This window comes from Variovorax sp. EL159 (genome assembly GCF_900100965.1).
GTDB lineage: Bacteria > Pseudomonadota > Gammaproteobacteria > Burkholderiales > Burkholderiaceae_C > Variovorax.
On sequence record NZ_FMUJ01000002.1, the window covers coordinates 560200 to 584100 of the forward strand.

A 23901-nucleotide genomic window follows, 5' to 3' on the forward strand; every position below is an offset into this window, starting at 1 on the left:
ACCGGGTGGGCCGGGCAGGCGGGACTGGTGGTCGATTCAAATCGATGCTCCGTGTGCAAGGGGTAAGGGGTCGCTCCAGTGTCGTTTTCGTACCTGAAGAACCGCTGCGGGATTAATGAAGATTTCCTGAAGTGCGCTGCCGGGGCTTGGCAGATACTTCGGCCCTTATCCCGGAATCGGGCGATTTCGCGTGGAGACCCATGAATCTTTTGCTTGTTGAGGACGACCTTGATCTCGGCAATGGCGTGCGCATCGCCCTGGCCAATCAGGGCATGGACGTGGTGTGGGTCCGCCGCCTGGACGATGCGCTGCGTACCCTCGACGGCGGAACCTTCGACATGGTGCTGCTCGACCTCGGGCTGCCCGATGGCGATGGGCTCGACCTGCTGTTCCGCCTGCGCCGCGACCGGCAGATCCTGCCGGTGCTGGTGCTGAGCGCACGCGATGCGCTCAACGACCGCCTGCGCAGCCTGGACGACGGCGCCGACGACTACCTCGTCAAGCCCTTCGCGCTGGCCGAGCTGCTGTCGCGCGTGCGGGCATTGGCGCGCCGCAGCTACGGCTTCAACGACGAGACCATCCGCATGCGCGGCCTGGCGCTGCACGAGCCCACGCGCGGCGTGATCGTCGACGGCGAGCCGGTGGAGCTGTCGCGCTGCGAGTTCGACCTGCTGGCGCTGCTGCTCAAGCGCACCGGCCGCGTGGTCACGCGCCGCGTGATGGAAGAGCAGGTGCTGCCCGGCGGGCAGGCCAACGGCAGCAACTCGCTGGAAGTGCATATCTCCAACTTGCGCCGCAAGATCGGCCAGGGCTACATCCGCACGGTGCGCGGCATCGGTTATGTGATCGACGTGCAATCGCTGGTGCGGAGCAGCCCGAAATGATGCAGGCGCTGGCGCAGCGCTGGAAGAACTGGAAACAACCTTCCCTGATGCGGCGCCTGCTGCTGGCGCAGATGGGCGTGGTCGCGCTGCTGTGGACCATGGCCATCGCGCTGCTGCTGTACGACTCGTACGAAGATCCGGAGCTGCTGAAGTACGACAAGATCTTCCAGACCGTCACCTCGATCGCGCAGAACCTGGCCGATCGGCCCGACAAGCAGCAGGAAACGCTCGCCGCCTTCGATGCTGCGCTGCTCGAAACCGTGGGCGACGGCGATGCCGCATCGGACACCTCGCCGGTCATGCAGGTGTGGCAACGCGGCAAGCTGATCTATCGCTCGACGGCGGCCGTGCCCGTCATCCTGAATTCGGCGCCGAACCTCATCGAGACCGTCAAGGCGGGCGGGCGCGAGTGGCGCGCGCGCACGCTGGCGTCGCCCAACTCCGACACCAGCGTGATGCTGGCCGAGCCCAGCGTCTGGCGGCTGACGGTCACGGTCATGTACCGGGGCTTCTACCTGCTGCCGCTGGTGATCAGCCTGCCGTTTCTGATCTTTCCGGCGTGGCTGTCGGTGCGGCTGGCGCTGCGTCCATGGCGGCAGGTGAGCAAGGAGACCGCCGAGCGCGGCCCGAACGACCTGACGCCGCTGTCGTATACGCCGCCCCACAAGGAACTGCAGCCGCTGGTGCAGAGCATCAACAGCCTGTTGCAGCGCGTGCGCGACAGCACCTCGCGCGAGCGCAGCCTGATCGCCGATGCGGCCCACGAGCTGCGCACGCCGCTGGCCGCGATGCGCGTGAACGTGGAGGCGCTGAAAGAGCAGAGTACCGACGAGGGCCAGCGCGAACTCATGGGCAACCTGCTGCGAAGCAACGACCGCGCGGCGCGGCTGGTGGGCCAGCTGCTGCAGCTCATGCGCAGCGATGCGGTGTCCGACAACACGCTGCCGGTCATGCTGTCTCTCGATGCGCTGGTGCAAGACCGGCTGGCCATGATCGAAGGCCTGGCCAGTGCCCGCGACGTCGAGCTGGAGCTGGTGAGCGACGAGCGCGTGCCGGTGCTCGGCGAGCGCGAGAGCCTGGTCTCGATGATCGACAACCTCATCAACAACGCGATCAAGTACAGCCCGCCGGGCGCAACCGTCACGGTGCATGTGGCGTGCGATGGCGCGCAGGCCCTGCTGACCGTGGCCGACCAGGGGCCGGGCATTCCGGCCGTGCTGCGCGAGCGGGTGTTCGACCGCTTCTTCCGCAACCCCGACCAGAGCCAGAGCGGCAGCGGCCTGGGGCTGGCCATCGTCAAGTCGGTGGTCGACAAGCACGGCGGCGAAGTGGTGCTGGGCGAAGCCCCGGGGGGCGGCCTGCTGGCCTCGGTGCGGCTGCCGCTGGCGATGGCCGAGGCGCCGCAGCCCATGCTCTGCAGCTGAACCTTCTTCCCCGGGGGCGGGACACGGTCAAAGGGCCTGGTCAGGTCCGTTTCGGGGCCCCGATTTACACTAGCCGGTGCGCTCTACAGGACACTTTCCAAAATGAAGTGGGTCATTCTTGCTATCTTCGCGCTCAGCGCGCTCTACGTTCATTTCCGCGGCCAGGTCCGGCACAAGTTCTTCAGACAGCTCTCTGACCACTCGACCTTCCTCGCCCCGCTGAACGTCTTCATGTACCTTTTCTCGAAGGTGCCGGGTACGCCGTACCTGTCGCCCGCGCAGTTTCCCGAAATGCGCATCCTCGAAGAGAACTGGGAAGTCATCCGCGAAGAAGCGCTGGCCATGCGCAACGGCGGCAGCATCAAGGCGTCGAGCCAGTTCAACGACGTGGGCTTCAACTCCTTCTTCAAGAGCGGCTGGAAGCGCTTCTACCTCAAGTGGTACGACGAGGCGCATCCGTCGGCCGCGGTGCTGTGCCCGCGCACGACCGAACTGCTCAAGGGCATCGGCACCATCAAGGCCGCCATGTTCGCCGAGCTGCCGCCCGGCAGCCGCCTGGTGCGCCACCGCGACCCCTTCGCCGGTTCGCTGCGCTACCACCTGGGCCTGTGGACGCCCGGCGTCGAGGGCTGCTACATCGACGTGGACGGCCAGCGCTACCACTGGCGCGACGGCGAGGCCGTGGTGTTCGACGAAACCTTCATCCACTACGCCGAGAACACGACCGACCACGATCGCGTGATCCTGTTCTGCGACATCGAGCGCCCGCTGAAGTACCGCTGGGCCAGCGCAGTGAACCGCTGGTTCGCCAAGAACCTGCTGGCCGCCGCCAGCTCGCCCAACGATGCCGGCGACAAGACGGGCGGCATCAACCGCGCGTTCAAGTACATCTACCAGATCCGCGTGGTCGGCAAGCGCCTGAAGGCCTGGGACAAGCGCGTGTACTACCTTGTGAAGTGGGCCATCTTCGGCGGCCTCGCGCTCTGGATCTTCTGGTGAGACCCCGTGCCCAGGGTACTCAAGATGCCCTGGGCGCCTAGGCTTCGCGCCACACCAGTCCGCTGCGCGCGGTCCCGGCCCAACTGACCACGCCCGCGAGCAGCATGCCGCCGAGCACGTCGATCAGCACGTGCTGGCGCGTTGCCAGCGTCGAATAGACGATGCCCAGCGACCACAGCACACTCACCGCATGCGTCCAGTCGGGCGCCTTCACGCTGCGCAGTTGGCGCCCCAGCATCACCGTGGTGAGCACCGCGAACGCGACGTGCAGCGACGGAAATGCATTGCCGCCTACGTCGGTGGCCTTGAGGAACTGCAGCGCCGGGTAGTTTGCCCAGTCGACTGGAAACACTGGCACCGTGGTCGGAAAGAACCAGAAGACCACCAGGCCAACGGCCGCCATGATCGCGGCGTCGCGCGCACAGGCCCACAGTTCGGCCTTGTCCCTTGCAAGGGCCGAGGGCAGCGAGATGTAGAACCACAGCGAGCCGTACAGCAGCATCGCATCGTCGCTCACGCCGACCCAGTGGTCGAGCGGGGTGAGCGGCATCACCGTCGGCTCCGACGGCGGGTTGTGCATCACCCAGAAGTACAGGAAGAAAAAGCCCGTGATGCCGAGCGCGGTGCCGATCATCTTGACCACCCAGAGCGTGGCGATCCGCTGTCCCAACGCCATGTACCAGGGCACTGAACGCAGGGAAGAGGGGCTCGCGGGGCGGGATGTCACCGATGCAGCGTGTGTAGGACGAAACGGCACAGCTTATGCACCTGCATTGCGCGAACATTGCGCCTTCCTTGCGAAGCCCTCTCCTAGAATGGCCCGCTTCTTTTTCCAGCCCCCGGTGTACTGCCTCCCTCATGAGAATCCTGCTTGTCGAAGACGAAGTCGATCTGGCGCAAGCCCTGGCGTCGGCGCTGCGTCAGAACCAGGCGGTGGTCGACGTGGCGGGCTCGCTGCGCGAAGCCGAAGAGGCCGTGCTCGGCGCCCAGCATGACGTGATCGTGCTCGACCGCGGCCTGCCCGATGGCGATGGCCTGTCGCTCGTGTCCTTCCTGCGCCAGAACGACATCGCCACGGCGGTGCTGGTGCTCACCGCCATGACCGACGTGGCCGAGCGCGTGCTCAGCCTGGACGGCGGCGCCGACGACTACCTGGCCAAGCCTTTTTCAATGGACGAGCTGATGGCGCGCGTGCGCGCGCTGGCGCGGCGCCCGGCGGTGCGCACCCACCTCGTCATGACGCTCGGGCAGCTGCACTTCGACCATCACGCGCGCCAGGCCCACGTGGGCGAGCAGAGCCTCACCTTGCCGCGCCGCGAACTGCTCGTGCTCGAGGCCCTGCTGGAGCACCGGGGCCGCACGGTGCTGCGCGAGGCACTGCAAGACCGCGTGTACGGCCACAAGGACGAGATCCAGTCCAACGCGCTCGACACGCACGTGTCGCGCCTGCGCTCCAAGCTCGACAAGGCCGGCGCGCAGGTCGAGATCCATGCCATACGCGGCGTGGGCTACCTGATCTGCGCCACGTCGTCTTCCCCATGATGAGCCTGCTCTCGCTGCGGTGGCGGCTGATCTGGAGCCTGATCCTGTTGCAGGTGGTGGTCGGCTCGCTGGTGCTGGGCGGCTTCATCGGCCTGGTCTGGGTGTTGGGCCGCATGGTCGACGAAACCGGGCAGGAGACCATCGGGGTGATCCAACGGGCGCTGGCCCGCGATGCCCAGGGCAAGCTCGTCATGGCGCCGACGTCCGAGTTCCAGCGCCTGCAGAAGGCCGATCCGCCCTTCTGGTTCATCGCCCGCGATGACAAGGGCGGTGAAATCCGCGAAGGCGAGGTGCCGCCGAGGTATGTCGCGCTCCTGTCCGCACTCAACGGCATGGAGCGCATGGGCATCGAACCCTCGTCGGACAACACGCAGCCCAAGGCCCGCTTCGAGCGTGTGCAGAGCAGTGCGGGCCCGGTCAACGTGATGGTGCAGACCGGTGGGCCGCTGACGGTCAAGAACACGCTCAAGGGCACGGGCATGGTGTTCCTGTTTCTGGTGGCGCCGATGGCGCTGCTGACCAGCCTCGGCGTGATCCTGGCCACGCCCTTCGTGGTCAAGCGCGGCCTGAAGGGCGTGGTGGCCACCGCCGAACATGCGGAGAGCATCGACGTGCACGAGCGCACCACGCGCCTGCCGCTGGACAACGTGGCCAGCGAGATCCGGCCGCTGGTCAATGCCGTCAACCGCGCCTTCGACCGCCTCAACGAAGGCTACGACCGGCAGGAGCGCTTTCTGGCCGATGCGGCGCACGAGTTGCGCACGCCCATCACCACGCTGCAGATCCACCTCGAAGGGCTGCCGAACGGCCCGCTCAAGGTGAAGCTGATGCAGGCCTCGGCGCGACTGGCCACGCTGGCCGAGCAGTTGCTCGACCTGCAGCGCCTCGACCACATCGCATCGCACGACCAGCAGGTGGATCTGAAGGCGCTGTGCGAGCGGGCGGCGGCCGACATCGCGCCGCTGGCGATCATGAACCGCTGCACGCTGTCGGTCGATGCACCGCATGCACTGGCGGTGCACGGCGATGCGCCCTCGCTCGAACGCGCGCTCGCCAACCTGATCCAGAACGCCATCGAGCATGGCGGGCAGGGCTGCGACATCCAGGTGCGGCTGTGCGAGCCGTCGTGCATCGAGGTGCTCGACTCGGGCCCCGGCATTCCCGAAGCCGACCGCGAGCGCGTGGTGGCGCCGTTCCACCGGCTCGTGCCGCGCGGCCGCGGGGCCGGTCTCGGGCTGCACCTGGTGGCCGAGGTCGCGCGCTTGCATGGCGGCCAGCTGACCATCGGATCGAGCGAGTCGGGCGGCGCGAAGATGCGGCTCGAACTCAACCTCGACGCCTGAGCGGCCTGAACGACCTGAGTGCGCCGAACCCTCCCGGCGCCCTGAGCGCGCGGTTGCACGGATCGGAAAACCACCGCGCCACCGCTTGCCCCAGCAGGCCCGAAGCCGCGACCACGGCCACGAACCAGAGCGGAATCCACGCAGGCGATGCATCGGCCTGCAGGTACAGCCAGGCGGCGGGAATCACCACGAACATGTGGCTCAGGTAGACCTCGTAGCTGTGCCGCCCGAACCAGCGCAACGGTGCGGCCGCCGCGCCTTCGCACCATGTCCACGGCCGCCATTGCGTGGCCACCAGCAGCAGGGCCACGCCCATCTCGAGCAGCGTCACCTGCAGGCCGAAGCGCGTCAGGCCCAGGTGGAACACCTCCTTGCGAAAGCAGAAGACACCCATGCTCAGCACCACGCCCGCGATCAGCACGAGCCGCTGCACGGCCACCGATGGCAGCCGGGGCATGCGGTGCGCGAGCAGGGCCGCAAGGCAGCCGAAGGCGATGCCGTCCATGCCGGAGAGGTACGAGTGGTCTTGCCACAGTTCGTTGTCGCTGAACACGCTGCGCGCGAACGGCCCGAGCGCGATCGGCACGAGCAGCAGCAGGCCCAGCCGCCGCTCGTTGCGCATCAGCACGCAGAGCAGGGGAAAGCACAGGTAGAAGGCCTCTTCCACCGACAGCGACCACAGCACGCCCCAGGGCCCGGGCAGGTAGCCGACCTGCGCCTCCAGCCAGTTGAGATGCAGCCCCAGCGCCGCCAGCAACGCACGCCAGAGCGAGACCTTGTCGGTGTCGAGCGCGAACCATGCGCTGCCCGCCAGATGCAGCACGCTCAACACCGCCAGGAGCAGCAGCAGGCTCGGCAGGATGCGCGCGGCGCGCAAGCGATAGAACGCCGCGGGCCGTACCTGCGACAACCGGCCCCAGCGGCAGATCGATGCGCTCGTGATGAGATACCCCGAGACCACGAAGAACACGATCACCGCGTAGTAGCCGCTGCGAAAAAGAATGCCCGTGAGCCGCGGCCCGAGCGATTGCGCCAGTGCCGGCGGACCGAACGGAATGCGCAGGTTCGCGTGCAGCAGGATGACGAACACCACCAGCAGGCCACGCAGCAGATCGACGTGCGCCATGCGCGGCAGCGTGGCCGGAAAGACAGACGGGTTGGCAGCGGAGCGGGCCATCGCCGCGATTCTGTGCGAGCACACGGCGCCGTCCCTGAAGAGCTGCTGAAGCACCGACAATCGACCGCTGCCCATGCCTTTCGCCGACACAGACTTTCCCCCGCCGACCGACCTCGCGAGCGCCCAGGCGCTGATCGCGGCCGTCCGGTCCGAAGCCGCCGCGCAACAGGTCGCCCTGCGCGTGCCGCCACCCGAGCCCACCACCTGCTGCGGGCGCGGCTGCAACGGCTGCGTGTGGGAAGGCTGGCTGGCGGCAGTGGCCTATTGGCGCGACGAAGCGTCGCTGCTGCTCGCTTCGCCCGAGGGCCTTGCCGCACCCGCCAGCCATAGCACAGGAACCTGAAGAAGACGGCGGTCGCCGCCGTTTAGAGTCTGCGGATTCATCACTTCAGGAGGAACCCGCATGACAGCATTTCGCACGCACAACGCCGCCCGTCTCGTTGCCGTTCTGGCCCTGCCGCTGACCGTCGTCCTGGCCGGATGCAAGCCGGATGCACCGGCGTCGTCGGCGGCACCGACCGCCGCGCCGGGCTTGGTGGTGCCTGAAAAGCAGCAGGTCGAAAAACTGAATGCCTACGTGATGGCCTACAACAAGCTGCTGCAATGGCACAGCTTCGGCAAGATCCTGCGCGACTACCAGCGCGCCAATCCGAAGATCGCCAAGGCCGGCGCGCCGCTGGACAGCTACAGCTTCGGCGGTGGCGACGTCGACGCCGCCCTGCGTGCGTTCGAGAAGGCGATGGCCATGACGCAGTCTCTGCCGGAGCTGGACGAACCCGGCAAGGCGCTCAAGGCTGCGCTCGAAACGGTCAACCCGCTGATCAAGGAAGCCCGCACCTACGAAAGCACCAAGGAATACCTGAGCGACAAGGGCGCCAAGGCGCGCCAGATGGACGGCCCGCTGGTTGCGGCACTGAGCGCGGCCAACAAGGCCACCGTGGCCTTCGGGACCGCGCTGTCGGCGCAGACGCTCAAGCGCGACGAGGCGGAACTGGCCACGCTCAAGCCCGGCACCGTCGGCTTCCACAAGCTGAAGGTCTCGCTCGAAACCCGCAAGCTCGCGACCGCCGTCAAGGCCGCGCTCGACGACAAGCAGAACGTGCCCGCCATCGACACCGCGCTGCAGGCCGTGAGCGCCGCGAACACCGAGCTCGGCACGCTGCGCAAGGATCCGAAGGCACCGCCCGCGTGGGACCCGGTGTGCGCGATGTACAAGGACAAGATCGACAGCCTCATCGGCGGCACGCGCACGCTGGTGGCCGCCATGAAAGACGGTTCGGGCAAATCGGTGGGCGAGGCCGCCAGCCAGTGGTTCGACATGCGCAACAGCGCGGTCGACGCGTCGAACAACTGCGGCGGTTGAGATGGCCGAGGGGCCTCGCTCATTGCTCATCCGCGGCGGCGATGCCTCGTCACTGGGTCCGAGGCACCGACGATGCGATCCTTGCAACACAGCACCGACCGACGAACGCCATGCCTTCAACAGACCGCGCAACCGCCGAAGCGCTTGACGAGCGCGTACCGGGCGAACTGATTGCCAGCAGCAAGGGCAAGCCGTGGAAAGACCTGCTCGTGCAGGTCTTCCAGCGCCGGCCGGTGCAGGAGAGCCTGATCATCCCGGCCGTGCCCGAACCGCTCATCGTATGGGTGCTCTCGGGAAGCGCCGTCGTGGAAGAGCGCGAACTGGGCGGCACCTGGATTGCCAATGCGGTCAACGTCGGCGACTTCTTCTTGACCACATCTCCGAGGCCGTGCGAGCTTCGCTGGACGACGCGAGGCAGCGAGCCTTTTCGCGTGATGCATGTCTACCTGGGGCTCGACGTCATGCGCCGGGCCTTCAAGGAGATCCAGCCCGACGACGAGCCGGTGCTGGTGCTCAGGGAGGTGTCCGGCGCGAGCGATCCGACGCTGTCGCTCTTCCTCGAACAGTTGCGCAGCGAACTCATGTCGCGGCACAAGCCCAGCGCGTTGATGGTGCAGGGGCTCGCCCAGGGCTTGGCGGTCCATCTTGCGCGCGCGTATCCCGACCCCGGCAAGCGCTCTCCCGCACCGCGCGGCGGCCTGCCCGCGTTCAAGCTCCACCGCATCATCGACATGCTCGAGGCCGGATTGGCCCGGAGTTTCCAGCTCGAACCGCTGGCACGCGCGGCGGGGCTCAGCGAATTTCATTTCTGCCGCGCATTCAAGAAGACGACGGGCTTCGCGCCTTCGCGCTACTTCATCCGCATGCGCATCGAACGTGCGCGCCGTTTGCTGCGCGACACCACGAAGCCTGTGATCGAGATCGGTCTCGACGTCGGCTACACCAGCCCCAGCCACTTCGCCCAGGTCTTCAGGCGCGAGGTGGGCGTGGCGCCGAGTGAATACCGCGGCAGGAGCTGAGCCGACGGACAGCAAGATCCCGACAGTGTCCGCAACGGCGCGAGCGCTCCAAACGCGCTGCAAGCCGACCATTCATCCCGTGCCGAAAAGGCACGACAAGGTACGAAACCTCAACTGGATGAATGGAAGAAAACTGTCATGGAACTCAATGGAAAAGTTGCGTTGGTCTCCGGTGCTTCAAGCGGGATCGGTGCCGCCACCGCGCGCAAGTTGGCTGCAAATGGCGTGAAGGTCGGCGTCGCCGCCCGCCGCCGCGACCGGCTCGATCGACTCGTGGCCGATATCCGTGCCGCGGGGGGCGAGGCGCTGGCAATCGAGATGGACGTCACCGACCAGGCGTCCGTCGCCTCGGGCGTGCGCAAGCTGGCGGACGCCTGGGGCGCGATCGACATCGCCTTCAACAACGCCGGCCTGATGCCCATCTCGGATATCGAAAGCCTCAAGACCGATGAATGGCATCGCATGATGGATGTCAACGTGAAGGGCCTGCTCAACACGACGGCGGAAGTGCTGCCGTACATGAAGCGGCAAGGCGGTGGCCACATCGTGAACACTTCGTCGATTGCGGGCCGCAAGGTGTTTCCGGGGCTGTCGGTCTATTGCGCCAGCAAGCATGCGGTCACGGCGTTTTCGGAGGGGCTGCGGCTGGAGGTTGCACCGAAGCACAACATCCGCGTGACCTGCATTCAGCCCGGCGCGGTCGAGTCGGAGCTGTTCGAGCACATCTCCGACGAGAAGTACCGCGAGCAGATGGAAGCGCTGAAGGACCAGATGACCTTTCTCAAGGCCGAGGACATCGCCGACACCATCCTCTTCGCGCTGAAGGCGCCGGCGCACGTCAATGTGGCCGAGGTCTTCGTGCTGCCGACCACGCAGCCCTGGTAAGGCCGCGCCGGCGCGGGCCAGGACACGAGGATGATTGTTCCCGGCTTGCGCCGGGCCGCGATATCCTCGTGCGCCTACTGGTTCTGCGAACCGCGGTGCGCCCAGCCGGTCGTGTGCTTTTCGATCACGCTGAAAAGCTCGTACATCAGCATGGCCATCGCGCCCACCACCATCAGGCCCGCGAAGGCCAGGCCCATCTGCATGGCCGAGCCGGCGGAGATCAGCAGATAGCCGATACCTTCGTTGGCGGCCGTCATCTCGCTCACCGTGGTGCCGACGAAGGCCAGGGTGATGGCGACCTTCAGCGAGCCGAAGAAGTAGGGCATGGAGCGCGGCAGGCCGATCTTCATGAGCACGTCCCAGCGCTTGGCGCCGAGCACGCGCAGCACGTCTTCGAGTTCGGGCTCCAGCGTGGCCAGGCCGGTCGCGATGTTGACCATGATCGGGAAGAAGCTGATCAGGAAGGCCGTGAGGATCGCCGGGCCGACACCGATGCCGAACCACACCACCAGGATCGGCACGAAGGCCGCCTTGGGCAGGGCGTTGAAGGCCGTCATCAGCGGGTAGATCGCCGCATAGGCAATGCGCGAGCTGCCGATGACGAAGCCCATCAGCACGCCCACCACGATCGCCAGGCCGAAGCCCGCCATCGTGACCCAGAAGGTGCGCCACGCATGGCCCGCGATGATTTCCTTGTATTCCCAGAACTGCGTCCAGATGCGCCAGGGGCTCGGGAAGATGAAGTCGGAGACCTCGAAGCCCGCGCAGATGATCTGCCACAGCAGGATCACCGCGACCAGCAGCAGCCACGGCGACCAGCGTTCGATTTGCTTGGTGTTCTTCATGGGTGCGCTCCGCTCAATGGGCCGCAGCGGCGGCCGTCTGCGCCGCGCTGATGCCCGTGTTGCGGATGGCGCCGATGTGCCCGCGAAGCTCCAGCACGATGTCGGTGAACTCCTTCGTGTAGGTCAGCTCCAGCTCGCGCGGACGCGGCAGCTCGATCTCGCGCTTGACCACGAAGCGGCCCGGGCTCTTGCTCATCACATACACCGTGTCGGCCAGGAACACCGACTCGCGCAGGTCGTGCGTGACCAGGATCACGTTGAACTGCTGCTCGGTCCAGAGGTCGCGCAGGATGCACCACAGCTCTTCGCGCGTGAACGCATCGAGCGCGCCGAAGGGCTCGTCGAGCAGCAGCATCTTGGGCTCGTGGATGAGCGCGCGGCAGATGCTCGCGCGCTGCTGCATGCCGCCCGAGAGCTGCCACGGAAACTTGTCTTCGTAGCCTGCAAGGCCCACCTTCTGCAGCAGCTTGCGCGCGCGCTCGACGTATTCCTTGCGCTTGGCCTTGAAGTTCGAGCGGTAGGGCTCGACGATTTCGAGCGGCAGCAGCACGTTGTCGACCGTGGTGCGCCACGGCAGCAGCGACGGCGCCTGGAAGGCCATGCCCGAGATCTTCAGCGGCCCGGTGACCGGTGCACCGTCGATGCGGATCTTGCCCATCGACGGCATCTTCAGCCCGGTGGTGAGCTTCATGAAGGTCGACTTGCCGCAGCCCGAAGGCCCGACGATGGCGATGAATTCGCCGCGCCTGACCTTCAGGTCGATGGCCTCGACTGCGAAGTGGTTCGCGCGCAGCAGCTCTTCGTTGTAGGCGAGCCAGACGTCCTGGAAGTCGACGAAGGGAGCCGTGGTGTCCGACGGGGCTGCCTGCATCACTTGCGCAGGACGGTGTTGAGTTCAGCGGCGGGCGGCAGCAGCGAGGCTGTCCACACGGCATCGGGGCTCACGCGGGTCTTGGTGTTGAACGCGTCCGACACCTGCGATGCCATCAGCGCCATGCGGCCTGCATTGACCACGCCGAAGCCTTCGGTGCGCGCATCGGGGCTGTTGATGACGGTGTCGATCGCCAGTTGCAGGCGGCGCGTTTCGAGCTTGCTGTCGACGATGCCGTCGCGTGCCTTCACCGAGGCGATGGCCGCGGCGGGGTTGGCAATGACTTCCTTCGCGCCCTTGGTGAAGGCCGAGAGGAAGGCCTTCACCGCCGCCGGGTTCTCCTTGATGAGCTTGGGCGACGCGATGATGACGTTGCCGTAGAGCTTCACGCCGTAGTCGGGGTAGGGAAGGATCACCACGTCGGCCGTCTTGGCGCCGCGCGCCTCGAGGTTGAGCAGCGAGGTGAAGGTGAAGCCGGTGATGGCGTCGATGTCGCCGCGCATCAGCATGGTTTCGCGCAGCGTCGGGTCCATCGCGGTCCAGTTGACGGCGCCGATGTTGTTGGCCTTCGCGAAGATCGGGAAGGCGCGGCGGCCCGCGTCGAACACCGGCGCGCCGAGCTTCTTGCCTGTGAGGTCGGCCGGCTTGGTGATGCCGCTCTTCTTGAGCGCCATGACCGAGGCCGGCGTGTTGTTGTAGACCATCATCACCGCGACCGGCTTGTTCGGGCTGTCGGGGTTGTTGGCGTGGAATTCCATGAGCGCCGCGAGGTCGGCAAAACCCATTTCATAGGCGCCCGAGGCCACGCGCGTGACGGTGCCGCCCGAGCCGTTGCCGGCGTCGATGGTCACGTCGAGGCCGGCGGCCTTGAAGTAGCCCTTGGCGGCGGGGTGCAGGAACAGCGCGGCCGGTCCTTCGAAGCGCCAGTCGAGCTGGAACTTGATCGGCGTCGGGGTCTGCGCAAAGGCCGGAGCAAGGCCGAAGCTCAGAGCCGAGGCGGCGAGGAAGGACTGGATCAGTTGGCGCTTGTTCATGCGGTTTCCGTGAATGTGAATGCTTCGGCATTCAAGCAAAAACGGTGCCCGCACGCGATTGGTGCGAACCCTTCCGGTGAAACGCGGTGGTGCATGGCCTGCACCTTCCAGGGGTTCAGGCCCGTGATTCAGGCATCTGCTGCACCGAAGCCGAGCCAATACGGGTCGCCGACCCGCTTGCCGACGCTGCTGGCGGCATCGCGCACGATCGCGCCGAAGCGTTCGATGAGTGGCTCCGACAGCAGCTCCGCCGGCAGCGCGATGCCGAAGGCGTAGGTCTGGCGCGTGGCGGCGTCGAACACCGCGGACGAAATGCCGGCCACGTTGGTCACGTATTCGCCGCGCGACAGGGCCCAGCCGGTCTCGCGGATGACGGCCAGCCGGCCCAGCAGATCCTTGCGGGTTTTCGGCGCATGGCCGCGGCCCTGGTCGAGCCGGGTGCCCAGCAGCGCCACCACTTCTTCGTCGCTTTGGCGAGCCAGCAGCGCGCGGCCCATGGCGCTCGAATAGGCCGGTGCGCGGCTGCCCGGCGGCGTGTAGATCTGCAGCGCGCCGGCGCCGGTGCGCATCTGGATCACCAGCGTGTCGACACCGTCGAGCACGTTGATGTAGCCGGTGAAGCGGGTCTCGCGCACCAGCGCATCGAGCGCCTCTTCCACCAGCGACGCGGCGTTGCGCGAGGCGCGGAAGTGGTACGAGGCTTCCATGATCACGCCGCCCGGCCGGTAGGCGCGCGTGGCCGCGTCGCGGTCGAGAAAGCCGTAGCTGGCCATCATGCTCAGCGTGCGCGAGGCCGAGCTTTTCGGCAGGCCCAGCTCGGTCACCACGTCCGTCACCGTGATGTCGCGGCGCAGCCGCGCGATCAGTTTCAGGACGTCCATGGCGTTGGCGAGGGTGCTCATATTTCTTGGCTTGTGGCGGGTTGGGGATCATAGGTTCGACGGCATCGGGGTCTTCCCGGATGGGGGCGAACGCGCCTTGACAGCGGATTGCGCCGTCCTATCATTTGGTTCTATTTTATTGGATTGAGTTCCAAAAAATGGAACTTTCAAGGAATGACCATGACCCATGAAGTGACGGCGGCCGTGCCGCTGCACGACGAAGGCGCTGCATCGAAGGCGCGGCTGGCCGCGCAGGCATCGAGCGGCCCCCACCATCACCCACATCCAAAGGCACTGGCCCCCGCCAACCTGATCCTCACGGTGGTGCTGAGCGTGTTTGGCGCCATCGTCGGCATCCAGATGCTGGCGAGCCTGGGCATCACGCCGAGCACTTCGCTGATCGGCGCGCTCGCGGCCATGACGCTGGCGCGCGTGCCGCTGGCCATGTTCCGGGGCTTCCGCTCGGTGCATGCGCAGAACCTGGCGCAGACCAGCATTTCGTCGGCCACCTTCGGTGCGGCCAACAGCCTGTTCCTGCCGATCGGCATTCCCTTTCTCTTCGGCCTGCCCGACATGGTGGTGCCGATGCTGGTGGGCGTGAGCCTGGCGATGCTGCTCGACGCCTGGCTGCTCTATCGCATGTTCGACACGCCGGCCTTTCCGGCGAAGAACCCATGGCCGCTGGGCATTGCCGCGGCCGAGGCCATCAAGGCCGGCGACGGCGGTGGCAAGCAGGCCTGGCTGCTGCTCGGCGGGCTGGCGACGGGCGTGGCGGGTGCGGTGTTCAAGCTGCCGATGTCGGCCTTCGGCGTGGCGCTGATCGGCGGCCTCGGCGCGATGATCGCCTTCGGCATCGGGCTGCTGGTGCGCGGCTATTCGACGCCGCTCTTCGGCATGGACATCGGCACGCTCTACGTGCCGCACGGCATGATGATCGGCGCCGGCATCGTCGCGCTGGTGCAGGTGGCGCGCGTGGTGCTGAAGAAGCGCGACAGCGGCTCGCGCAATGCACCGGCCGATACGCAAGAGGCGCGCGGCGCCACCGCGCTCGGCCGCTCGCTGCGGCTGGGCAGTGCCGGCTACCTGGCGATCATGGTGCTGCTGGCCGCGGGTACCGGTGTGTACACCGGCATGTCGCCCGCGATGCTCGTGTGCTTCGTCATCTACGGCACCTTCGCGGCCTTCGTGCATGAGCTGATCGTCGGCATCGCGGCGATGCACTCGGGCTGGTTCCCCGCGTTCGCGGTGGCGCTGATCTCGCTGCTCATCGGCATCCTGATCGGCTTTCCGCCCGAGGCGCTGGTGGTGCTGGCCGGCTTCTCGGCTGCCACCGGGCCGGCCTTCGCGGACATGGGTTACGACCTCAAGGCCGGCCACATCCTGCGTGGCGAGACCTCGGGCACGGCCTTCGAGCTGGATGGCCGGCGCGAACAGATGATCGCCGGCATGGTGGGATTTGCGGTGGCCATCGTCGTGGTCGCCTGCACCTACAGGATGTTCTTCGCCAACCACCAGACGGCGCCCATCAACGCCGCCTACGTGGCCGCCATCAAGGCCGGCATCTCGGGCGACACGGCGCGCAACCTCGCGCTGTGGGCCATTCCCGGCGCCATCCTGCAAGTGCTGGGCGGCTCGCGCCAGCAACTGGGCGTGCTGTTCGCCACCGGTCTGCTCATCGCGAGCCCGATGGCCGGCTGGATGGTCGCGGCCGGCATCGCCTGCCGCCTTGTCGTGCATCGCGTGGTGGGCGTGTCCGCGCGCGAAAAGCTTGAGGTGTTTGCAGGCGGCGTGATCGCGGGCGATGCGCTCTACAGCTTCTTCTCCGGCGCCGTGAAGAGCCTGCGCAAGTAGCGCTGCGCACCTTTCTTTTTTCTTCCCTTCATCACACAGGAACAACGAATCCATGAAACGCAATCTGACAAGCGACGACGTTCGCGCGGCCATCTGGGGCGGCGCCATCCTCGGTGGCGGCGGCGGCGGGCTGATCGAGGCCGGCGAGCGCGCCGCGAAGCTCGCGCTGCAGGTCGGCACGCCGCAGCTGTGGAGCGTCGACGAGTTCGAGCCGGCCGCGCTCACGGCCACGATGGCGCTGGTCGGTGCACCGGCCGCGCCCGATCCGCATGTGCAGCCCGCGCATCTGCTGCGCACGCTCGAACTGCTGCGCCGCGAGCTGCCCGCGGGGCAGAAGCTGGTCGGCCTGCATGCCAACGAGAACGGCGCCGAAACCACGGTCAACGGCTGGTTCCACGCCGCCATGACCGGCCTGCCCGTGATCGACCTGGCCTGCAACGGCCGCGCGCATCCATCAAGCGTGATGGGCGCGCTGGGCCTGCACACCGAGCCCGACTACCTGTCGGTGCAGGCCTATTCGGGCGGCGAGCCGCACCGCTATGTCGAAGGCGTGGTGTCGGGCCGGCTGGAACAGACCTCCGCCGTGGTGCGCCGCGCCTCGGTCGAGGCGGGTGGCCTCGTGGCCGTGGCGCGCAATCCGGTGAGCGTGGGCTATGCCCGCCAGCACGGTGCGCCGGGCGCCATCAGCCATGCGATTGCGCTGGGCCAGACCTACCTCGATGGCGGTGTCGATGCCGTGGCACGTTCGCTCGACGGGCGCATCGTGGCCGAGGGCACCGTGCGTACCTACCGCTGCGAGCAGCAGGAAGGGCTGGACGTGGGCGTGGTCGAACTCGACGATGCGGCCGGCACCACGCTGCGCTTCATCAACGAATACATGCTGCTGGAGCAAGGCGGCAAGCGCATCGCCCGCTTCCCTGATCTGGTGATGACCTTCTCGGACGACGGCAAACCGGTGGTGTCGGCGCATGTGCGCCAGGGCGCGAAGCTGCGCGTGCTGGTGGCACCGCGCGCGCGCCTGTTGCTCTCGCGCACGATGTTCATGCCCGAGCTGTATCGGCCGCTCGAGAAGTCGCTGGGTGAGGCCTTCGCACCCGAAGAAGCGCTGGCCTGATCCGTTCCAACCCACACAGGGAGCAATCACCATGACATTGCGCGTGCGATGGATCCGAGCCGTCGGCAACGACACCTACAACGAGCGCTTTGCCCGGGAGTTCGCCGAAGTGAAGAACCCCGGCACCGAGGTCGAGGTGGTGTCGCTGCGCAACCCTTCGGTGCAGCACCACGTCGAGTACCAGAGCTACGAGGCCTTGCTGGGCGCCGACATCGTGCGCGTGGTGCGCGATGCCGCCGTGAAGCAGTTCGACGCCGTGGTGGTCGGCTGCTTCTACGACCCGGTGCTGGTCGAGGCGCGCGAGATCTCGGGCGAGACGGTGGTGGTCGCGCCATGCCAGGCGTCGTTCGAGATCGCATCGAACCTGGCGCAGAAGGTGTCGATCATCGTCGGGCGCCGCAAGTGGGTGCCGCGCATCGAGTCGCGGGTGCGCGAGTACGGCCACGGCCATCTGCTGGCCTCGTGCCGCGCGCTGCAGCTGGGCGTGGAAGACTTCCAGCGCGACCGCAACGAGACCGTGCGCCGCATGGTCGAGCAGGGCCGGCGCGCCATCGACGAAGACGGCGCCGAGGCGCTCATCCTCGGTTGCACGCTGGAGTTCGGCTTCTACAAGCAGCTGCAGGACGTGCTGGGCGTGCCCGTCATCGACTCGGCGCTGGCGGCTTTCAAGCGCGCCGAGGCGCTGGCCGACACGAAGCAGCGCTTCGGCTGGAAGCCCAGCCGCGTGGGTGGCTGCGAACCACCGCCTGAGGCTGAAGAGCTGCTGGCCTGGAATGTCTTCGACCCGGCGCAGCTACCCATCGCATCGCCTTTCCACGCCTGAACGGCATCAAGAAAAACGCCCCGCTGCGATGGCCGCAGCGGGGCGTTTTCAATGGAGCCGGCGCAGGCTTACTTCAGCGCCGTCGTTGCATTCGCCACAGCCAGCGCCGTCATGTTGACGATGCGCCGAACAGTCGACGTGGGGGTCAGCACATGCGCCGAGCCTGCCGCACCCAACAGGATCGGGCCGACCGTGATGCCGTTGGCGCCGGTCATCTTCAGCACGTTGTAGAGGATGTGTGCCGAATCGAGGTTCGGGCACACCAGCAGGTTGGCTTCGCCGGTGAGCGTGGTCTCGGGCAGGGCGGTGCGGCGCACTTCTTCGGACAGGGCCGAGTCGCCATGCATTTCGCCGTCGCACTCGATGTCGGGTGCCATCTGCGAGAACAGGTCGCGCGCCAGCCGCATCTTGCGCGCCGAGGCGCGGCTCGAGGTGCCGTAGTTCGAGTGCGAGAGGAACGCCACCTTCGGCGGCATGCCGAAGCGGCGCACTTCCTCGGCGGCCATCATCGCGATGCTGGCCAGCAACTCGGCGCTCGGGTCTTCGTTCACGTTGGTGTCGGTGATGAAGACCGTACGCTTTTCGAGCGTGAGCGCGTTCAGCGTCGCGAAGCCCGGTGCGCCGCGCTTCAGGCCGATCAGGTTGCGGATGTGCTCCAGGTGCACGTCGAAGCGCCCGACCAGGCCGCAGATCATCGCGTCGGCATCGCCCAGGTGCAGCATCAGCGCGGCGATGGTGGTGTTGGAGCGGCGCACCATCGTCTTGGCAGCCTCGGGCGTGACGCCGCGGCGGCCCATGAGCTTGTGGAAGCTCTCCCAGTAGATGCGAAAGCGCGGGTCGTCTTCGGGGTTGACGATCTCGAAGTCGGTGCCCACGCGGATGTGCAGGCCGGCCTTCTTGATGCGCGCCTCGATCACGGCGGGGCGGCCCACCAGGATCGGCCTTGCCAGGCCTTCGTCGACGGCCAGTTGGGCGGCGCGCAGCACGCGCTCGTCTTCGCCTTCGGCGTACGCCACGCGCTTGGCCGTGGCCAGCTTGGCGGCGGTGAACACCGGGCGCATGAACATGCCGGTCTGGTAGACGAAGCGCGTCAGGTGCTGGCGGTAGCTCTCCATGTCCTCGATCGGACGCGTGGCCACGCCGGAGGCTGCGGCGGCCTTGGCCACGGCTGGCGCGATGCGCAGGATCAGGCGCGAGTCGAAGGGCTTCGGAATGATGTAGTCGGGGCCGAAGGCCAGCTCCTGGCCGGCATAGGCGGTGGCCACTTCTTCGCTGATGTCGGCCTTGGTCAGCTCGGCGATCTCGCGCACGCAGGCCAGCTTCATTTCTTCCGTGATCTTGGTGGCGCCGCAATCGAGCGCGCCGCGGAAGATGTACGGGAAGCACAGCACGTTGTTGACCTGGTTCGGGTAGTCCGAACGGCCGGTGGCGATGATGCAGTCGGGCCGCACGGCCTTGGCCAGCTCGGGCCGGATCTCGGGCTCGGGGTTGGCCAGCGCCAGGATGATCGGCTGCGTGCCCATGGTCTTGACCATCTCGGCCGACATCACGCCGGGGGCCGAGCAGCCGAGGAACACATCGGCGTCCTTGACCACGTCGGCCAGGGTGCGGGCGCCGGTGTCTTTCTGGGCGTAGCGCGTCTTGGACTCGTCGAAGCCACCGGCACGGCCGGCGTAGATCAGGCCCTTGGAGTCGCAGGCGTAGATGTTGGCGGGCTTGGCGCCCAGGCCCACCATCACGTCCAGGCAGGCAATGGCGGCGGCGCCGGCGCCCGACACCGCGATCTTCACTTCCTCGATCTTCTTGCCGACCAGTTCCAGGCCGTTCAGGAGGGCGGCGGCCGAGATGATGGCCGTGCCGTGCTGGTCGTCATGGAACACCGGGATGTTCATGCGCTCGCGCAGCTTCTTCTCGATGTAGAAGCACTCGGGTGCCTTGATGTCTTCGAGGTTGATGCCGCCCAGCGTGGGTTCCAGCGCCGCGATGATCTCGACCAGCTTGTCGGGGTCGTTCTCGGCCAGCTCGATGTCGAACACGTCGATGCCGGCGAATTTCTTGAACAGGCAGCCCTTGCCTTCCATCACCGGCTTGGCGGCCAGCGGGCCGATGTTGCCCAGGCCCAGCACGGCCGTGCCGTTGGTGACCACGCCCACGAGGTTGCCGCGGGCGGTGTATTCGGTGGCCAGGGCCGGGTCGGCCGCGATGTCGAGACAGGGATAGGCCACGCCTGGCGAATAGGCCAGCGACAGGTCGCGCTGGTTCAGCAGGGGCTTGGTCGGGGTGACCGAGATCTTGCCCTTGACGGGCGAGCGGTGGTATTCGCGCGCTGCTTCGCGAAGTGCTTCTTCTGCGGGGGAAAGGGGTGCAGCCATGAATGTCTCCTTGTTTCTGACGGGCAATGAGGCTACCGCAAAAGTGCGGCTTGTTCTTTCAGGGTGAATGCCGAAAAGGCCTGGATCGATAACACCTGGATGCATATCTTCCGCCTGATCGGCCCGGCTGGCCGGTTCGCTAAACTGCGGCACTGTTACCCAAAGTTAATTGGGGCATCGTCAACCACGATACAAAACGACAACAGAGGGGCAGCGCATGACACCCGGACCTTTCATCGGCACCGACCCGGACGTCGTCGTCATCGGCGGCGGCCCTTCGGGCTCCACCGTGGCGGCGCTGCTTGCCGACAAGGGGCACGACGTGGTGCTGATCGAGAAGGCGCAGCATCCGCGCTTTCACATCGGCGAATCGCTGTTGCCAATGAACATGCCGCTGTTCGACCGGCTGGGCGTTCGCACCGAGGTCGAGGCCATCGGCCTGCGCAAGCACGGTGCCGAGTTCGTCTCGCCCTGGCACGACCACAGCAGCCACTTCGACTTCGGCCAGGCGATGGACAAGAGTTTTCCCTATGCCGTGCACGTCCGCCGTTCGGAATTCGACGAGCTGCTGTTCCGCCATGCCGGCAAGCGCGGTGCCCGCACCTTCGAGGGCCAGCGCGTCACCGGCGTGGACATGGATGCCGGCAAGGGCACGCCCGACAACCGCCCGCTGGTGAAGGTCAAGGCTGACGACGGCACCGAAACCAGCTGGCGCCCGCGCTTCGTGATCGACGCGAGCGGGCGCGACACGCTGCTGTCGAACCAGTTCGACGCCAAGCAGCGCAACCGCAAGCACGCCAGCGCGGCGCTCTATGGTCACTTCGCCAATGCCGAGCGCCGGCCGGGCCGCTTCGAGGGCAACATTTCGCTGTTCTGGTTCGACCATGGCTGGTTCTGGTACATCCCGCTGAAAGACGGCACGGTGAGCGTGGGCGCGGTGGCATCGCCGGCCTACTTCAAGCGCCGCAAGGGTTCGCTCGAAGAGTTCCTGATGGAAACCATCGCGCTGGCACCCAAGCTGGCCGCGCGCCTGAAGAACGCCACGCTGATGGAAGGTGCCACCTCGACCGGCAACTACGCCTACGACTCGAAGTTCTGCCGCGGCGACCGCTTCATGATGGTCGGCGACGCCTATGCTTTCGTCGATCCGATGTTCTCGTCGGGCGTGTACCTGGCAATGAACAGCGGCTTCGAGGCCGCCACCGCGGCCGACTTCTGGCTCAAGGGCGAGGCGAAGGAGGCCGAGAAGGCCTTCCGGCACTACGAGAAGGTCATGAAGCGCGGGCCGAAGATGTTCTCGTGGTTCATCTACCGCATCACCTCGCCGGCCATCCGCCGCCTGTTCATGGCGCCGCGCAACATCTGGCGCATGCAGGAGGCGCTGCTGTCCATCCTGGCCGGCGACCTGTTCCGCAACACGCCCATCGGGCCGCGCTTCTGGGGCTTCAAGGTGACGTACTACGCGTCGTGCGTCGGCATCCTTCCGCAGGCCATCAAGACTTGGGCGTGGCGCCGGCGCAATCTCAAGGAATCGCTGGAAGCTGCGAAGAGCTGATCTCATGCGTGGGGCCGGGGCGTTGTTCCCGGCGCATTCGGGGCGTCGCTCACGCCGACGGCGTACTCCCCTCCGCGAATGTCCCCCGGCCTTCGGGCTACCGCCCCGGGGGACATTCGCGGAGGGGAGTACCCGGTGCCATCCGCACGTACCCCGAATGACTCCGCCCCCTGCGCAGCCCTTCAAAGAGGCTCAGTCCGGCGAAACAGTGTGCTGGGCCAGCGCTTCGAGCGCCTTCACCAGCGCCGAATGATCGAGCTGGCCATAGCCCAGCGCCGAGCAGGCATTCATGAGCTGCGCCGCATTGGCCGTCTGCGGCAACGACACACCAAGCGAACGCGCACTCTGCATCGCCAGGTTCAGGTCCTTCTGGTGCAGCGAAATGCGGAACCCCGGCGCGAAGGTGCGCTTGATCATCCGTTCGCCATGTACTTCGAGAATGCGCGAGCTGGCAAAGCCACCCATCAGCGCCTGCCGCACCTTGGCCGGGTCGGCACCGGCCTTCGAGGCGAACACCAGTGCCTCGCCCACGGCCGCGATGTTCAGCGCCACGATGATCTGGTTGGCCACCTTGCAGACCTGGCCATCGCCCGCACCGCCCACCAGCGTGACGTTCTTGCCCATCTTCTCGAGCAGCGGCTTCACGCGGCCGAAGGTGCCTTCTTCGCCACCGCACATGATCGTCAGGCTCGCAGCCTTGGCGCCCACTTCGCCGCCCGAGACCGGGGCATCGATGTAGCCCGCGCCCAGCGCCGTGATGCGGCGTGCAAAGTCTTTCGTCGCGATCGGGTCGATGGAGCTGCAGTCGACTACGATCTTGCCGTGCGAATCCTTCAGGCCCGCGGCCACGCCTTCCTTGCCGGGTTCGCCGAACAGCACCTTCTCGACGTCGGGCGTGTCGGGCACCATGATGAAGATGATGTCGGCCTTGCGCGCCACCTCGGCGCCCGAGGCGCAGATGGTCGCCTTCGAAACGAAGGGCTCCGGCGTGTTGCCGTGCGTGTTCACGAAGAGCTCGAAGCCCGCGTCGAGCAGGTGCCCCGCCATGGGCGCGCCCATGATGCCGAGGCCGATGAATCCGATTTTTTGCTGGGTTGCCATGTCTGTGTTTCCTGTGTTGTTCATTGCGGCTGCGTGAGGGCTTCGCGCCAGTCGAGGCCGGCGACGGTGTCGGTGCGCGGCTTGTATTCGCAGCCGATCCAGCCGTCGTAGCCCAGCGCGTCGATGTGCCTGAAGAGCCACGGGTAGTTGATCTCGCCCGTGCCCGGCTCGCCGCGCCCGGGGTTGTCGGCCAACTGGATGTGGCCGATCTGCGCGAGGTGCTTCGTGAGCGTGTTGCCCAGCTCGCCTTCCATGCGCTGCGCGTGATAGATGTCGTACTGCACGCGCAGGTTCGACGAGCCCACCGCCTCGATCAGCGCCAGTGCCTTGTCGGTGCGCGTGAGGTAGAAGCCCGGAATGTCGAAGCTGTTGATCGGCTCGATCAGAAGGCGCAGGCCCGCGGCCTCCAGCTCGCGCGCGGCCAGCCGCAGGTTGTCGAGCACCGTGCGGTTGACCACGTTGATGTCGGCACCGGGCGGAATTTTGCCGATCAGGCAGTTGACCTGTGGGCAGCCGAGCGCGGTCGCGTAGTCGATGGCCATGGCGATGCCTTCGCGGAACTCGCCGGTGCGGTCGGGGTGGCAGGCGATGCCGCGCTCGCCCTTGTCCCAGTCGCCGGCCGGCAGGTTGTGCAGCACCTGCTGCAGGCCGTTGTCGCGCAGCGCGGCGGCCAGCTCCTTCTTCTCGAAGGCATAGGGGAAGAGGTACTCGACCCCCTTGAAGCCGGCCTTGGCGGCGGCCTCGAAGCGTTGCATGAAAGGCAGCTCGGTGAAGAGCATCGTGAGGTTGGCTGCGAACTTGGGCATGTCTGTCTCTCT

22 protein-coding genes are annotated in these 23901 nt (G+C 66.8%); 13 read left to right on the top strand and 9 right to left on the bottom strand.

The genetic code is table 11. The features are described from left to right. Positions 1-200: 200 nt before the first annotated feature. The 3 genes from BLQ28_RS08865 (at position 201) to lpxO (ending at position 3307) form a co-directional block, all read left to right on the top strand. Complete coding sequence (locus BLQ28_RS08865) at positions 201-884, top strand: response regulator (RefSeq protein WP_093238458.1); 684 nt, start codon at positions 201-203, stop codon at positions 882-884. Then, a complete protein-coding gene (locus tag BLQ28_RS08870; RefSeq protein WP_093238460.1) occupies positions 881-2308 on the top strand; it encodes a sensor histidine kinase in 1428 nt (475 codons plus the stop codon). Before BLQ28_RS08865 ends, BLQ28_RS08870 begins: the two co-directional genes overlap by 4 nt. A 102-nt stretch (positions 2309-2410) precedes the next feature. After that, positions 2411-3307 (top strand): lipid A hydroxylase LpxO, encoded by an 897-nt coding sequence (gene lpxO / locus BLQ28_RS08875; RefSeq protein ID WP_093238461.1) that lies wholly within the window; start codon positions 2411-2413, stop codon positions 3305-3307. 37 nt (positions 3308-3344) lie between these two features. Here the strand turns inward: lpxO and BLQ28_RS08880 are convergent, their stop codons facing one another. Beyond that, a complete protein-coding gene (locus BLQ28_RS08880; RefSeq protein ID WP_256327229.1) occupies positions 3345-4034 on the bottom strand; it encodes a phosphatase PAP2 family protein in 690 nt (229 codons plus the stop codon). Between the two features lie 131 nt (positions 4035-4165). Here BLQ28_RS08880 and BLQ28_RS08885 point away from each other — a divergent pair, with 131 nt between their 5' ends. Next, complete coding sequence (locus BLQ28_RS08885; protein ID WP_093238462.1) at positions 4166-4849, top strand: response regulator transcription factor; 684 nt, start codon at positions 4166-4168, stop codon at positions 4847-4849. After that, entirely contained in the window at positions 4846-6192 is a 1347-nt protein-coding gene (locus tag BLQ28_RS08890) for a sensor histidine kinase (protein ID WP_256327230.1), read from the top strand. The genes BLQ28_RS08885 and BLQ28_RS08890 overlap by 4 nt, the downstream gene beginning before the upstream one ends. On the opposite strand, the gene BLQ28_RS08895 is transcribed toward BLQ28_RS08890, so the two are convergent. Beyond that, complete coding sequence (locus tag BLQ28_RS08895; RefSeq protein WP_256327231.1) at positions 6176-7369, bottom strand: acyltransferase family protein; 1194 nt, start codon at positions 7367-7369, stop codon at positions 6176-6178. The two genes, BLQ28_RS08890 and BLQ28_RS08895, sit on opposite strands and share 17 nt — an antisense overlap. Before the next feature lie 73 nt (positions 7370-7442). On the opposite strand from BLQ28_RS08895, the gene BLQ28_RS08900 reads away from it, so the two are divergent. The 4 genes from BLQ28_RS08900 (at position 7443) to BLQ28_RS08915 (ending at position 10636) form a co-directional block, all read left to right on the top strand. Beyond that, on the top strand, positions 7443-7712 hold the full coding sequence (locus tag BLQ28_RS08900) for an oxidoreductase-like domain-containing protein (RefSeq protein ID WP_093238464.1): 270 nt from the start codon (positions 7443-7445) through the stop codon (positions 7710-7712). 60 nt (positions 7713-7772) lie between these two features. Then, the gene (locus BLQ28_RS08905) at positions 7773-8732 is read left to right on the top strand and encodes a DUF3829 domain-containing protein (protein WP_093238465.1); all 960 of its coding nucleotides are present in this window, start codon (positions 7773-7775) and stop codon (positions 8730-8732) included. A 110-nt stretch (positions 8733-8842) separates the two neighbouring features. Next, the gene (locus tag BLQ28_RS08910; protein WP_093238466.1) at positions 8843-9751 is read left to right on the top strand and encodes a helix-turn-helix domain-containing protein; all 909 of its coding nucleotides are present in this window, start codon (positions 8843-8845) and stop codon (positions 9749-9751) included. Positions 9752-9889: 138 nt separating this feature from the next. Then, positions 9890-10636 carry an SDR family oxidoreductase gene (locus BLQ28_RS08915; protein ID WP_093238467.1) on the top strand — a complete coding sequence of 249 codons (747 nt, stop codon included), beginning with the start codon at positions 9890-9892 and terminating at the stop codon, positions 10634-10636. Between the two features lie 74 nt (positions 10637-10710). On the opposite strand, the gene BLQ28_RS08920 is transcribed toward BLQ28_RS08915, so the two are convergent. The 4 genes from BLQ28_RS08920 to BLQ28_RS08935 form a co-directional block, all read right to left on the bottom strand. Continuing rightward, positions 10711-11481, bottom strand: a complete 771-nt coding sequence (locus tag BLQ28_RS08920) for an ABC transporter permease (RefSeq protein WP_093238469.1) — start codon at positions 11479-11481, stop codon at positions 10711-10713. 13 nt (positions 11482-11494) lie between these two features. Then, a complete protein-coding gene (locus tag BLQ28_RS08925; protein ID WP_093238470.1) occupies positions 11495-12352 on the bottom strand; it encodes an ABC transporter ATP-binding protein in 858 nt (285 codons plus the stop codon). Continuing rightward, a complete protein-coding gene (locus BLQ28_RS08930) occupies positions 12352-13386 on the bottom strand; it encodes an ABC transporter substrate-binding protein (protein ID WP_093238472.1) in 1035 nt (344 codons plus the stop codon). The genes BLQ28_RS08925 and BLQ28_RS08930 overlap by 1 nt, the downstream gene beginning before the upstream one ends. 128 nt (positions 13387-13514) lie before the next feature. Continuing rightward, positions 13515-14288, bottom strand: a complete 774-nt coding sequence (locus BLQ28_RS08935; protein ID WP_093238473.1) for an IclR family transcriptional regulator — start codon at positions 14286-14288, stop codon at positions 13515-13517. 159 nt (positions 14289-14447) lie between these two features. Here BLQ28_RS08935 and BLQ28_RS08940 point away from each other — a divergent pair, with 159 nt between their 5' ends. From BLQ28_RS08940 to BLQ28_RS08950, 3 genes are read left to right on the top strand one after another with little or no spacing between them, the layout of a single operon-like run. Beyond that, entirely contained in the window at positions 14448-16118 is a 1671-nt protein-coding gene (locus BLQ28_RS08940) for an OPT/YSL family transporter (RefSeq protein WP_093239415.1), read from the top strand. A 52-nt stretch (positions 16119-16170) separates the two neighbouring features. Next, complete coding sequence (locus tag BLQ28_RS08945; protein WP_093238475.1) at positions 16171-17232, top strand: S-methyl thiohydantoin desulfurase domain-containing protein; 1062 nt, start codon at positions 16171-16173, stop codon at positions 17230-17232. Positions 17233-17263: 31 nt separating this feature from the next. Next, entirely contained in the window at positions 17264-18055 is a 792-nt protein-coding gene (locus BLQ28_RS08950) for an aspartate/glutamate racemase family protein (RefSeq protein ID WP_093238476.1), read from the top strand. Between the two features lie 68 nt (positions 18056-18123). Here the strand turns inward: BLQ28_RS08950 and BLQ28_RS08955 are convergent, their stop codons facing one another. Then, on the bottom strand, positions 18124-20427 hold the full coding sequence (locus BLQ28_RS08955; RefSeq protein WP_093238478.1) for an NADP-dependent malic enzyme: 2304 nt from the start codon (positions 20425-20427) through the stop codon (positions 18124-18126). A 217-nt stretch (positions 20428-20644) separates the two neighbouring features. Between BLQ28_RS08955 and BLQ28_RS08960 the strand changes: the two genes are divergently transcribed. Beyond that, the gene (locus BLQ28_RS08960) at positions 20645-21982 is read left to right on the top strand and encodes an NAD(P)/FAD-dependent oxidoreductase (protein ID WP_093238479.1); all 1338 of its coding nucleotides are present in this window, start codon (positions 20645-20647) and stop codon (positions 21980-21982) included. A 192-nt stretch (positions 21983-22174) separates the two neighbouring features. Here the strand turns inward: BLQ28_RS08960 and BLQ28_RS08965 are convergent, their stop codons facing one another. Both BLQ28_RS08965 and hyi read right to left on the bottom strand, forming a co-directional pair. Then, positions 22175-23083 carry a 2-hydroxy-3-oxopropionate reductase gene (locus BLQ28_RS08965; RefSeq protein WP_093238481.1) on the bottom strand — a complete coding sequence of 303 codons (909 nt, stop codon included), beginning with the start codon at positions 23081-23083 and terminating at the stop codon, positions 22175-22177. 20 nt (positions 23084-23103) lie between these two features. Further along, positions 23104-23889, bottom strand: a complete 786-nt coding sequence (gene hyi, locus BLQ28_RS08970) for a hydroxypyruvate isomerase (protein WP_093238482.1) — start codon at positions 23887-23889, stop codon at positions 23104-23106. Between the last annotated feature and the right edge of the window lie 12 nt (positions 23890-23901).

Coding starts and splice junctions, on each gene's coding strand:
- BLQ28_RS08865 (WP_093238458.1), top strand. CDS start 201: ATGAATCTTTTGCTTGTTGAGGACGACCTTGATCTCGGCAATGGCGTG.
- BLQ28_RS08870 (WP_093238460.1), top strand. CDS start 881: ATGATGCAGGCGCTGGCGCAGCGCTGGAAGAACTGGAAACAACCTTCC.
- lpxO (WP_093238461.1), top strand. CDS start 2,411: ATGAAGTGGGTCATTCTTGCTATCTTCGCGCTCAGCGCGCTCTACGTT.
- BLQ28_RS08885 (WP_093238462.1), top strand. CDS start 4,166: ATGAGAATCCTGCTTGTCGAAGACGAAGTCGATCTGGCGCAAGCCCTG.
- BLQ28_RS08890 (WP_256327230.1), top strand. CDS start 4,846: ATGATGAGCCTGCTCTCGCTGCGGTGGCGGCTGATCTGGAGCCTGATC.
- BLQ28_RS08895 (WP_256327231.1), bottom strand. CDS start 7,369: ATGGCCCGCTCCGCTGCCAACCCGTCTGTCTTTCCGGCCACGCTGCCG.
- BLQ28_RS08900 (WP_093238464.1), top strand. CDS start 7,443: ATGCCTTTCGCCGACACAGACTTTCCCCCGCCGACCGACCTCGCGAGC.
- BLQ28_RS08905 (WP_093238465.1), top strand. CDS start 7,773: ATGACAGCATTTCGCACGCACAACGCCGCCCGTCTCGTTGCCGTTCTG.
- BLQ28_RS08910 (WP_093238466.1), top strand. CDS start 8,843: ATGCCTTCAACAGACCGCGCAACCGCCGAAGCGCTTGACGAGCGCGTA.
- BLQ28_RS08915 (WP_093238467.1), top strand. CDS start 9,890: ATGGAACTCAATGGAAAAGTTGCGTTGGTCTCCGGTGCTTCAAGCGGG.
- BLQ28_RS08920 (WP_093238469.1), bottom strand. CDS start 11,481: ATGAAGAACACCAAGCAAATCGAACGCTGGTCGCCGTGGCTGCTGCTG.
- BLQ28_RS08925 (WP_093238470.1), bottom strand. CDS start 12,352: ATGCAGGCAGCCCCGTCGGACACCACGGCTCCCTTCGTCGACTTCCAG.
- BLQ28_RS08930 (WP_093238472.1), bottom strand. CDS start 13,386: ATGAACAAGCGCCAACTGATCCAGTCCTTCCTCGCCGCCTCGGCTCTG.
- BLQ28_RS08935 (WP_093238473.1), bottom strand. CDS start 14,288: ATGAGCACCCTCGCCAACGCCATGGACGTCCTGAAACTGATCGCGCGG.
- BLQ28_RS08940 (WP_093239415.1), top strand. CDS start 14,448: ATGACCCATGAAGTGACGGCGGCCGTGCCGCTGCACGACGAAGGCGCT.
- BLQ28_RS08945 (WP_093238475.1), top strand. CDS start 16,171: ATGAAACGCAATCTGACAAGCGACGACGTTCGCGCGGCCATCTGGGGC.
- BLQ28_RS08950 (WP_093238476.1), top strand. CDS start 17,264: ATGACATTGCGCGTGCGATGGATCCGAGCCGTCGGCAACGACACCTAC.
- BLQ28_RS08955 (WP_093238478.1), bottom strand. CDS start 20,427: ATGGCTGCACCCCTTTCCCCCGCAGAAGAAGCACTTCGCGAAGCAGCG.
- BLQ28_RS08960 (WP_093238479.1), top strand. CDS start 20,645: ATGACACCCGGACCTTTCATCGGCACCGACCCGGACGTCGTCGTCATC.
- BLQ28_RS08965 (WP_093238481.1), bottom strand. CDS start 23,083: ATGGCAACCCAGCAAAAAATCGGATTCATCGGCCTCGGCATCATGGGC.
- hyi (WP_093238482.1), bottom strand. CDS start 23,889: ATGCCCAAGTTCGCAGCCAACCTCACGATGCTCTTCACCGAGCTGCCT.